The 10,568-nt window shown below is 32.4% G+C and carries 7 protein-coding genes, 1 pseudogene and 1 riboswitch; of the genes and pseudogenes, 1 reads left to right on the forward strand and 7 read right to left on the reverse strand.

From position 1 onward, the window contains the following. The 6 genes from thiC to ABI657_RS17965 form a co-directional block, all read right to left on the reverse strand. The coding region (gene thiC / locus ABI657_RS17940) for a phosphomethylpyrimidine synthase ThiC (protein WP_348098644.1) at positions 1 to 1,252 on the reverse strand (1,252 nt) is incomplete at its 3' end. Between the two features lie 215 nt (positions 1,253 to 1,467). Further along, positions 1,468 to 1,674: a sulfur carrier protein ThiS gene (thiS, locus tag ABI657_RS17945; protein ID WP_348098645.1), complete on the reverse strand. Its 207-nt coding sequence runs from the start codon at positions 1,672 to 1,674 to the stop codon at positions 1,468 to 1,470. 64 nt (positions 1,675 to 1,738) lie between these two features. After that, positions 1,739 to 1,836: riboswitch (TPP riboswitch) on the reverse strand. Between the two features lie 98 nt (positions 1,837 to 1,934). After that, positions 1,935 to 2,504, reverse strand: a complete 570-nt coding sequence (locus ABI657_RS17950; protein ID WP_348098646.1) for a DNA-3-methyladenine glycosylase I — start codon at positions 2,502 to 2,504, stop codon at positions 1,935 to 1,937. Continuing rightward, positions 2,505 to 3,182: a hypothetical protein gene (locus ABI657_RS17955; RefSeq protein ID WP_348098647.1), complete on the reverse strand. Its 678-nt coding sequence runs from the start codon at positions 3,180 to 3,182 to the stop codon at positions 2,505 to 2,507. Positions 3,183 to 3,197: 15 nt separating this feature from the next. Then, positions 3,198 to 3,860, reverse strand: a complete 663-nt coding sequence (locus ABI657_RS17960) for a queuosine precursor transporter (protein WP_348098648.1) — start codon at positions 3,858 to 3,860, stop codon at positions 3,198 to 3,200. Positions 3,861 to 3,911: 51 nt separating this feature from the next. Continuing rightward, a complete protein-coding gene (locus tag ABI657_RS17965; RefSeq protein ID WP_348098649.1) occupies positions 3,912 to 7,598 on the reverse strand; it encodes a TraB/GumN family protein in 3,687 nt (1,228 codons plus the stop codon). Between the two features lie 222 nt (positions 7,599 to 7,820). Here ABI657_RS17965 and ABI657_RS17970 point away from each other — a divergent pair, with 222 nt between their 5' ends. Then, positions 7,821 to 9,941 (forward strand): M3 family metallopeptidase, encoded by a 2,121-nt coding sequence (locus tag ABI657_RS17970; RefSeq protein WP_348098650.1) that lies wholly within the window; start codon positions 7,821 to 7,823, stop codon positions 9,939 to 9,941. Between the two features lie 64 nt (positions 9,942 to 10,005). Here ABI657_RS17970 and ABI657_RS17975 read toward each other — a convergent pair. After that, positions 10,006 to 10,568 (reverse strand): annotated as a pseudogene (locus ABI657_RS17975) (elongation factor Ts); the annotation flags it as partial.

Genomic DNA, 10,568 nt, shown 5'->3' on the forward strand with positions numbered 1-10,568 from the left:
CTTCAATAAAAACCTGCACATCATGTTTCCAGGCAATTTTTGTCAGTTCTCCTAATGTTTCGAGTTCGGCGAATTGAGCAGCATCGTTGGCATCGGCAATCGAGCCAGGACGTAAACCATCGCCCAAAGAAAAAGCAACATCATACTGTTTCATGATTTCGCAGATTTCCTCAAAATGTGTGTATAAAAAGTTTTCTTTATGATGAAACAAGCACCATTTTGCCATAATCGATCCACCGCGCGAAACGATTCCGGTAACACGATCAGCAGTTAAGTGAATGTAACGCAATAAAACACCGGCATGAATTGTAAAATACGAAACACCTTGCTCTGCCTGTTCAATTAAAGTATCGCGAAAAATTTCCCAGGTTAAATCTTCAGCGACTCCTTTTACTTTTTCCAAAGCCTGGTAAATCGGAACGGTACCAATTGGAACCGGAGAATTACGGATAATCCATTCCCTTGTTTCGTGAATGTTTTTTCCTGTAGATAAATCCATAATCGTGTCAGCTCCCCAGCGGCAAGCCCAAACGGCTTTTTCAACTTCTTCTTCAATGCTTGAAGTCACGGCGCTGTTCCCAATATTGGCATTTATTTTGACAAGGAAATTTCTCCCAACAATCATGGGTTCACTTTCGGGATGGTTGATATTGTTGGGAATAATGGCTCTTCCGCAGGCAACCTCGCTACGTACGAATTCCGGAGTGATTTTGCTTTTTGGTGTGTTGGCTCCAAAACTATGACCTGAGTGTTGGCATTGCATAGCTTTGGTTTGCTGGTTTATTAATTCAATTCTTTGATTTTCACGGATGGCAATATATTCCATTTCGGGGGTAATGATGCCTTGTTTGGCGTAGTATAATTGCGTTACGTTATTTCCTTTTTTAGCTCTTTTGGGTTGGTGTAAATATTCAAATCTAAGATGATCTAAACTTTCATCTTTCAATCGGGTTTGTCCGTAATCAGAACTTATTTCAGATAAAACTTCGACATCGTTTCGTTCTAAAATCCAGTTTTCTCGTAATCGCGGAAGTCCTTTTCTAATGTCTATTTCAATATTAGGATCTGTGTAAGCTCCCGAAGTATCGTACACCGTTACTGGCGGATTTTTTTCGATTCCTCCGTTTGATAATTTGGTTTCGCTAAGAATAACCTCGCGCATAGCTACTTTTATGGGATGAATTTCTCCGTTGATGTATATTTTTTTGGAATTAGGGAAAGGAGTTCTGGATATTTGTTCTTCTTTGTTCATTACTGATTTGTTTTGAAGTTGCTATTGTTATTTGATTGAAATTTTAAATTTCCAGTTAATCGGTTTCTGCCAGGGATAGGAGTGTAAAGCCCGTAAAGCAGGAAACGGTAGAAAACAAGGAATAAAAAAGCGACCAGCGGAAGCTTTGTTATGACTATGTTTTTGTGGTTGACGACTGCGGACTTGTAACGGATAGCCCGTTTAGTGCAGCCAAATTATCCTCCTTGTGTGGCAGAAATAATTAAAATTTCGTCGGTTTCGGATATAAAGTGTTGGCTCCAGTTTATTTTTGGAACAACGGTGTTGTTAATGGCAACGGCAATTCCGTTTTGTTTGTTGGGAATTTCGAGATCAAGCAATGACTGAACGCTTAGCGATTCGGCATTGAATTGTTTGATTTGTTGGTTGATTTTTAGTTCCATTCCTTTTGAAATTTAGTATATAGTTATACTTTAGGAATGGCTACAAAAACGCATAAATGCGCGCAGAAGTCATCTTACTTTTCCCTACGCTAGTATGAACTAGATCAGGTTCAGAGGGTAAAATCTCAGCCTGCTTATTAGCAGACACCCCTAAAGTGTGAAGCAAATATAGATAATTTTGTTTAAAAAGTTCAGGTTTCAGGTTTCAAGTTGTGAAAAAACTGAAAACTGTCGTTAAATTTGAGACTAAAAAACTGATTTTATTTTGTTCGTGTCCAGCAGTCTTCGGCGTGATCATTAACCATTCCGGTGGCTTGCATGTGTGCGTAAATTACTGTTGAGCCAACGAATTTAAAGGTTCTTTTTTTTAAATCTTTACTGATTTCGTCCGAAAGTGGAGTAGTGGCCGGAACATCTTTTGAGGTTTTGGGATTGTTTACGATGGGTTTTCCGTTAGAAAATTTCCAAATGTAATTGGAGAAACTTCCAAACTCTTCCTGAATTTTTATAAATGCCTGTGCATTTGAAACGGCTGCTTTTATTTTAAGTCTGTTGCGGATAATTCCGGTATTTTGCATCAATTCTTCAATTTTGCCTTCAGAATAATTAGCAATTTTTTTATAGTCGAAATAATCAAAAGCGATTCTGAAATTTTCTCTCTTGTTTAAAATCGTAATCCAGCTAAGGCCTGCCTGAAAAGTTTCCAGAATTAGAAATTCGAATAGGGTAGGGTCATTATAAACGGGAACACCCCATTCTTCGTCATGGTATTTTTTGTATAAATCGCTTGATGTACACCAGCTGCAGCGTATTACGTTTTCGTTTTGCATTTATTTACCAATTTGCCAGCTGTATCCTTTTACACTTGGTATGTATGCAGAAGAGCCTACTATAATCAGATTATTGTAGATTTTTTTCTCATATTTGATTCCGATTGCGGTTCCGGAAGTGTATAACTTATTGGCTTTAAAGGTGATTTTCATAACACCATCTTTAAACTTAGCATCAGATACTTTTTCCAGAAGCCAGGTAGATTTCCATTTTACCGCAATTTCATCTTCAGCGGTTTTTGTAATACTTTTAACGATTTTGACAGCTTCTCTTGGAATTTCAAAGTTTTGAGTTAGTTCTTTTTGGGTAAAAGTGTCTCCAATTTCACTGTTAGAAAGTATTTTTTTTAAATTATCAAATGTCATTAAACTCTTATTTGGTTCCTTTTCCGCTACTTGATTATTTTCTGAATCAGTGTGTAGATTTTGGGTTTCGGGTCTGTCTTCTGTTTCTTTGTTCAGCGAAAAATTATTTTTTTTATAAGGATTGGAATTTTTTTCGAAGTTTTTTATCCCTGATTTTTCTAAAGGACTTATTTTAAATTTCTTTTCAGAAGCTGGTTTTAATTTATTTACAGAGGCTATCATTTCTCTTTTAGGTTGTTTTTTTGCGTCATTGCCACAGCCTAAAAAGAAGTAAGTTATTGAAAGTAATATGATTATCCCTATTTTTTTCATGACGTTAAGATAATCTTAATCGACGACAGATGTGTGCTCATTTAAATATTTTTTGATCAAATAATGACCCAAATAAATTAAAGGTGTCAAAACAATTGCAATTGAAAGTTTAAAAGTATACCCAACCAATGCGGATGACAGGAAAGTATCAAAATCAATTTTTCCGGGAAGCCAAAAAGCAATTCCCAGTACGATGAACGAATCAAATAATTGTGAAATTATAGTGGATCCGGTTGTCCTCAGCCATATTTTTTTATTTCCTGTTCTTTTTTTAAAAAACCAAAAAATAGTAACGTCAATAAGCTGCGAAACCATAAAAGCAATTATACTTCCAACAATAATCCACATACTTTGTCCAAAAACAGCCTGAAACTGCTCATCATTGACTGGACTTATTCCTTTTGCTGCGGGGATTATTATCGCCATAGACAATATTAAAAAGGCGTAAGTAATCAGGCATGCAGTAATTACAGAAAGTTTTTTGACTCCTTTTTCTCCAAAATATTCATTGATTAAATCTGTTGTCAGGAAAACTACTGGCCATGGCAAAATACCAATACTCATTACAAAGGGACCAATCAGAATCAGTTTTCCGCCAATAAGCTCGGCCACAACGGCATTAGTGATAAAAATTCCGGCAAGAATTACAAATACGATTTCTCTTTTGGTTTTAAACATAAACTTATTATATGGATTCAGATTATCTGAGTTAATTTAAGCCGAAATTACTTAATATCCTTCATAAAGGATTGTTTCATTTGCGGTTTTTTCTTTTCCGAAGCTTGCCCTTGGATGATTTTCGTTTAGGAATTCATTAATAATCAATTGATATTTTTTTTCTAAATCCTCTTCATCTTCTATAGAAAGTACATTAAATACTTTAAAAGCCAACGGATTTATTTTTTTATTTTCATTTATAAAGGCAACAGTGTATAATTGATTTTTGTCGGAGTCAATTGCTGCATTTTTTGTTTTGATTGTATAAAAATAAAAAGAGATTTCATATCCATTTTTTTCAATTATTTTCTTTTGCTGTAAATGAATAGAATCATTTTTTGAAAGATTTTGAAAATTTATAACAGCAGCTTTTGAGATTTCATCATCTGTAAAATGCAGGAGTTCTTTTTTATTTTGATTCAATAACAAATTGACAGTTGCAAATTGTGTTTTTGAGTCACTCAAAAATGCTTCAATTTCTGTAATACTTAATTTGTTGTGAATAATTCCTAATCTTGCCAATTCTATATTTAACTCGGGAATATCAAGATTTTTTATTTTTTTAATTACTTCTTTTACGGTATTATCGTCAGTGTAATTATAGATTAAGTTAGTGTAATTTATTAGATCGGCTACTGATTCAGTAGGTTCTGCATAAGAAGTAATTATTTCTTCAGTTCCTTCAAGATCATCATCTGCTTTGTTTTTTTGATTCCAGCTGGCTACTCTTTTGTATTCGAGTTTAGTATTTGTTATAATTATTTTCTTAAATTCTTTTATCTTTTTGACAGAGATTAATTTTTTCTCCAATAATAAATTACAGAAATTAATTATAGGTTTATTGTACTCTTTTATGCTGTAATATTGAAAAATCTCAGGGAATAATTCCTTGCTGTTTTCAGGATCACTTTCAAATGAATAAAAAAGACTGGTTATTTCATATTGATTGTCAGAAATGGGCAAGTCATATTCAAGCAATTCATTAATTTTTTTGTATGCTGATTTAGATTTTTGTAGAGAAAGACTTTTTAAAATACTAATTTGGACCTCTGTTTTTGTAGATCCTTTTTTATAATAATTTTCAAGAAAGGGAATAACTCTGTCATCATTAATTTTACCTATTTTATCTAAAAGCGCAGAAATTGCATCCGTTTCATTTTCTTTAAAATTAAAGGTATTTATAAAATTCGTAACATCTTCAAAATCATGCTTTGTTATATTCAAATTGTTTATAGATTTTAAGGCAGAGTAGCGTATAGTATCTTTTGCATTTTTTGCATCTGCTATAAAAAGTTTGATTTTATCTTCAGGAGAATTATTTTTTATATTTTTAGCTAAAGCTAACGAACTAAAAGCATTCTCTATAAAGGAGTCATCGTTTTTATAATTTTTCTCTACAAGCGTACTTAATAAATAATAGGAATTGTTTTTATAAAGTGCTTTATATTTAATCGACTGAATAACATTAGGTTTAGAAACAGTTGCATTAATGATGTAACTGTTTTGGTCGTTGTTAAATAGTATGCTTTCACTTAAAAATTCATAATTTTCCTTTTTTTCAGATAAAATTTTATTCCAAAGTGATTTTGAAAATCCTTTTTTCTGATACAATTCTATATTTAATAATGAGTTAGGATTACCATACGCTTCATCTTCGCCTTGATCATAAAAATCTTCATCAAAGCTGTTTTCAAATTGTTTTAAAAATACCTTTTTAAACTTTTTTTGAATTGAATCAATTGATAAATCAAGCTCATATTTGTGATATTTATGATATTCTAAATTTACTTCCCTGCCACTTTCCGACTTAAAAACCTGATATTGGCTTACTTCCTTAAAAGTGTTTTTTGCCTCATATTGTTTTATTTTTAGGTTTAAAAACAAATTCTCATTTTCTTTTTCCGGAATCTCTATTTTGTAGTTGGATGTTGAATCGATTAGCATTTTCGATTTTGATCTATAATCAAAAGGCAGTATTAAAAATGAGTTAAAGTATCGGTCTGTGTTTGTTTTGGACACGTTTACAGTTCCTAATAAATAATATTTATTTCCGCTAATAACTGTTTTCAATCTGATATTCCTTTTTCCAATAATAGAGGAAGAAATGAAATAGTTTCCGGATTTATTATAATGAGTATCTGTAGAATCCTGATCCTGTTGCAAATAAAATTGGTAATGAAGCTGTTTGTGTTCGTACTCGGATTTCTCTAATATGTCCGTGTCGTTCAGGGTTTTTTCCTTTAAAAAATAATAGCCTTTTTCCTGATTGTCATATGCCTGAATATCAATGTTTGTTGGTTTTTCAACATTGTTTCCAAAGACAAAATTAAAAGATGGAATTTCAATTTCAAATCCGCCCTTGCTGGGCTTTATTTTCTCCCATTCATTTTTAAACCCTTTTATTTTAATATTATCAAAAACTTCATTTTCATATTGGCGAACATAATTTGCAGGTCCTGTCATAGAAACAGAAATGATTTCTAAAGGAGTTATATAAAATTTTGAATGCTGGCTATTACCCGTTTTTGTGATGTTTTTTATGTCATATCCGGAATAATTAGGCTGCTCGAAATATTTTTTATCGATAATATCCCCTGCTATTTTTTCAAAAAATAAACTGTCCAATGACTTCGCGTTATAGATCATGTCCCTGTCTTTAAGGAAATAATTTAGCGGAATTCTTTTTATTGTGATAGCACCTCCATTTGTGAAATCAGGAGATCCTAAAATTTCATTTTCTTCTATTATATTTTTATACAATGGCATTTGTACCATTTTGTCTTTAGTGTGGGAAGTAACAAAATTTGGATTTGGGAAATAAGCTTCAATTTTTTTCTTTTGATTTTTTCCATTATCCGTAAAAGTATCTATTATAGGTTTTAGAATATAACCTTTACGTCTTAAAAGTTCAATCATACCATCATTTCCAGCAAGATGTGCTGCACCAACAGCTGAAAAAAGACTTCCGGTTTTAGCAATGGAATCTATGCTGTTAGACATTATTTTATTTCGGTTTACAATAAGGGCATCATGTGCTTTTTTTGAAAACATCAATTTATAAATAGAATCCAGCATAATAATATCTTTTTCCCGGTAATATTCCTTAAGTGCTTCGTTGGGGTTTCTGTTTTTTAAAATTTTAGATAGGGTAAGTCTGTTTTCTTCCTTAGGTTTTGCATCTTCCTCGCCTAATTGAAGAATAGATAACATAGACTCTCTGGCATTTTCAAGTCCTGCAATTTGTTTTTTGTATTTTTTTCCGGTTTGAAATATAAACATATCAAGAACTGTGTTTTCCTGATAATCGGCTTGTTCACCCTCCACACCAGACAACATGCTTCTAAAAAAACGTGCATTATCGTTATTAAAAATGGTTTTGATATTTTCTTTTGTAGTTGGAAACAAATAGAATTCGGTATAAAATTTTGTATACAGATTATAATCGTTATTGTTTTTCATCAGATCATTCAAATCGGTCCATGTCTCAGGATTACTCTCATTAGCAACAATATCAGACCCTAAAAGATTTTTGAAAAACGAGTCCGATAAATGAAAAGAAACTTTATCATTAACGTGCATTGTACCATATAAATACGAGTTTTTAGTTAGGCCGTTACCTGATATTTCCCAAAATAAACTTTTGTTTTGTGCCTCAACAAATGAAGTTATCAATAATAAAATAAAAAGTAGTTTTTTCAATGGGAACAGATTTAATGTTTTACCAAACAAATATAGAATAGAATAATATGATTTTCGTTTATAATTTAAAATTTTGTAAGCTTATTGTATTGGATTTTCTTAAAATAATCCGTTTTCTTATTGGAGTAAAATACCATAGAAGAACTTTTGCGAATGTTAAAACTTACCTGCGATTCGTAAATTTTGGATACTTTTGAAGTATTACTAATTCAAAATAATAATATGAAAAAATTAATCTCAATTTTTCTTATGGGAACAACTTTTTTTGCGATAAACGCACAAAACAAGGATGATAATCCTTTGCTTAAAAAATGGACAGGACCTTATGGAGGTGTACCTGCTTTTAATGAATATAGAGTTTCAGATTTTAAACCGGCAATTGAATTTGGTATTCAGGAAAAATTAAATGAAGTTGATGCTATTGCTAATAATCAGAAACCGCCAACTTTTGATAATACAATTGCTGCTTTAGAGCGTTCGGGAGAAACAATGGAGAGAGTTTCTACTGTTTACGGAATTTACAGATCAAACTTAAGCAGTCCGGAGTTTAGCACTATCGATAGGGAAATGTCTCCTAAATTCTCTGAGTTTAGTGATAAGATTAATCAGAATAAAAAATTATTTACCAGAGTTGAAACGCTTTATAATTCTAAAGAAAGTAAAAAATTAACTAGCGAACAACAACGTTTAATTTGGTTGTATTATACTAATCTTGTACGTCAGGGAGCAAAATTAAACGATAAGGACAAAGAGAAAGTAGCGGGTGTAAATAAAGAACTTGCATCGCTTTTTACCCTTTTCAGCCAAAATTTATTAGCAGAAGAGCAAAATCAATATGTTGCATTAAAAACAGAAGCTGATTTTGACGGTTTGCCAAATGAAGTAAAAAATGCTGCTATTGCAGAAGCAAAGCAAAGAAAAATTGATGCTTTAGGGTGTATTGCCAACACACGTTCTTCAATTGAGCCTTTTTTGACTTTTTCTACTCGTAGAGATTTAAGAGAAAAAGCATTTGATATTTTTGTAAAAAGAGGAGATAATGGAAACCCTAATGATAACAATGTCACTTTGGTTTCTATTTTAGAATTAAGAACCCAAAAAGCTAAATTACTTGGTTTTCCAACTTTTGCGCACTGGAGTTTATCCAATAAAATGGCAAAAGATCCTCAAAAAACATTGGATTTAATGATGTCGGTTTGGGAGCCAGCAGTAAAAAAAGTACATGAAGATGTTGCTGAAATGCAAAAGATTGTAGATGCAGAAGGAGGTAAATTTAAAATTCAGGCTTGGGATTACCGTTATTATGCTGAGAAAGTTAGAAAGGCAAAATATGATTTAGATCAAAACGAGGTTAAGCCATATTTACAATTAGAAAACTTACGTGAAGGAATGTTTTGGGTTGCCGGAGAATTATTCAATTTAAGTTTTAAACAAATTACAGATATGCCAGTTTACCATCCAGATGTACGTGTTTGGGAAGTAAGTAATAAGTTAACCGGAAAAGTGGTGGGCTTATGGTATTTTGATCCATATGCACGTGCAGGAAAACGTTCAGGAGCCTGGATGAATGCATACCGTAACCAACAAAAATTAGATAGTGATGTTCTGACAATAGTATCAAATAACTGTAATTTTATAAAAGGTACTGCAAACGAACCAATTTTAATTTCCTGGGAAGATGCATCAACTTTGTTTCATGAGTTCGGACATGCGCTTCACGGATTATGCTCAAATGTGACTTATCCAAGTTTAGCAGGAACTTCTGTGGCGAGAGATTATGTTGAGTTCCCGTCTCAATTGTTAGAGCATTGGCTTGGTACTCCAGAAGTCTTGAATAAGTTTGCTTTGCATTATAAAACAGGTCAGCCATTACCTCAGGCTTTAGTAGACAGAATTGAAAGAGCAGCAAATTTTAGCGAAGGTTTTGCTACTGTAGAAACTATTTCAAGTTCCTTAATCGATATGAAACTGCATTTAGCGACTACGAAAATTGATCCTCATAAATTTGAAAAAGAAACTTTAGATGCGCTCCATATGCCTTCTGAAATTGTAATGCGTCACAGAATTCCCCAATTTGGTCATATTTTTTCTGGTGATGGATATTCAGCGGGTTATTATAGTTACTTATGGGCAGATGTTATTAATGCAGATGCCTGGGAAGCTTTTACTGAAGGTAAAGGACCTTATGATAAGGAAGTGGCAAAACGTCTTTATGATACTGTTTTTAGTGTAGGAAACACTATAGATCAGGAGAAAGCTTATGAAAACTTTAGGGGAAGATCTCCTAAATCTGATGCTTTAATGCGTGCCAGAAACTTTCCAATTGTAGATAAAAAGAAATAAGGATAATGCGTTCAAATAAAAAACCCGACAATTAATAATGTCGGGTTTTTGTTTTTAAATAATATTAACCTAAAGTAACTCTTTTGAAACCTGTAATTTCAACATTGAATCCTTTAACATAATCACTTACTTTTTTACTGTCGTCTTTAATGAAGTTTTGATCCAATAAAGCTTTCTCCTGATCTAAAGTAGTATTATCAGAAATGAAACGTTGAACTTTTCCTGGAATAATTTTATCCCAAATTTGTTCTGGTTTGCCTTCTGCTTTTAATTCCGCTTTAGCATCTTCTTCAGCTTGTTTTATAACTTCTTCAGTTAATTGAGAGAAAGAAATATATTTAGGAACATTTTTTAAAGTTTTTCCTAAACGTTTTGCTTCTTCATTTTCTTTTTCGATTATAGCAATACGAGCAGCAAGTTCAGAAGCAACGAAAGCTGGATCAAAATCTTTGTAAGATAATGTATCAGCTCCCATAGAAGCAACTTGCATAGAAACATCTTTAGTTAAAACGTCAGCATTAGGAATTGCAGCAGAAATTGCAGTTAATGCAGCAATTTTGTTAACGTGAACATAAGATCCAACGAAAGCACCTTCTAAAATTTCAAAACCACCGATTTCGATTTTTT

The sequence above is a fragment of the Flavobacterium sp. genome (genome assembly GCF_039930565.1).
Classification (GTDB): Bacteria; Bacteroidota; Bacteroidia; order Flavobacteriales; family Flavobacteriaceae; genus Flavobacterium.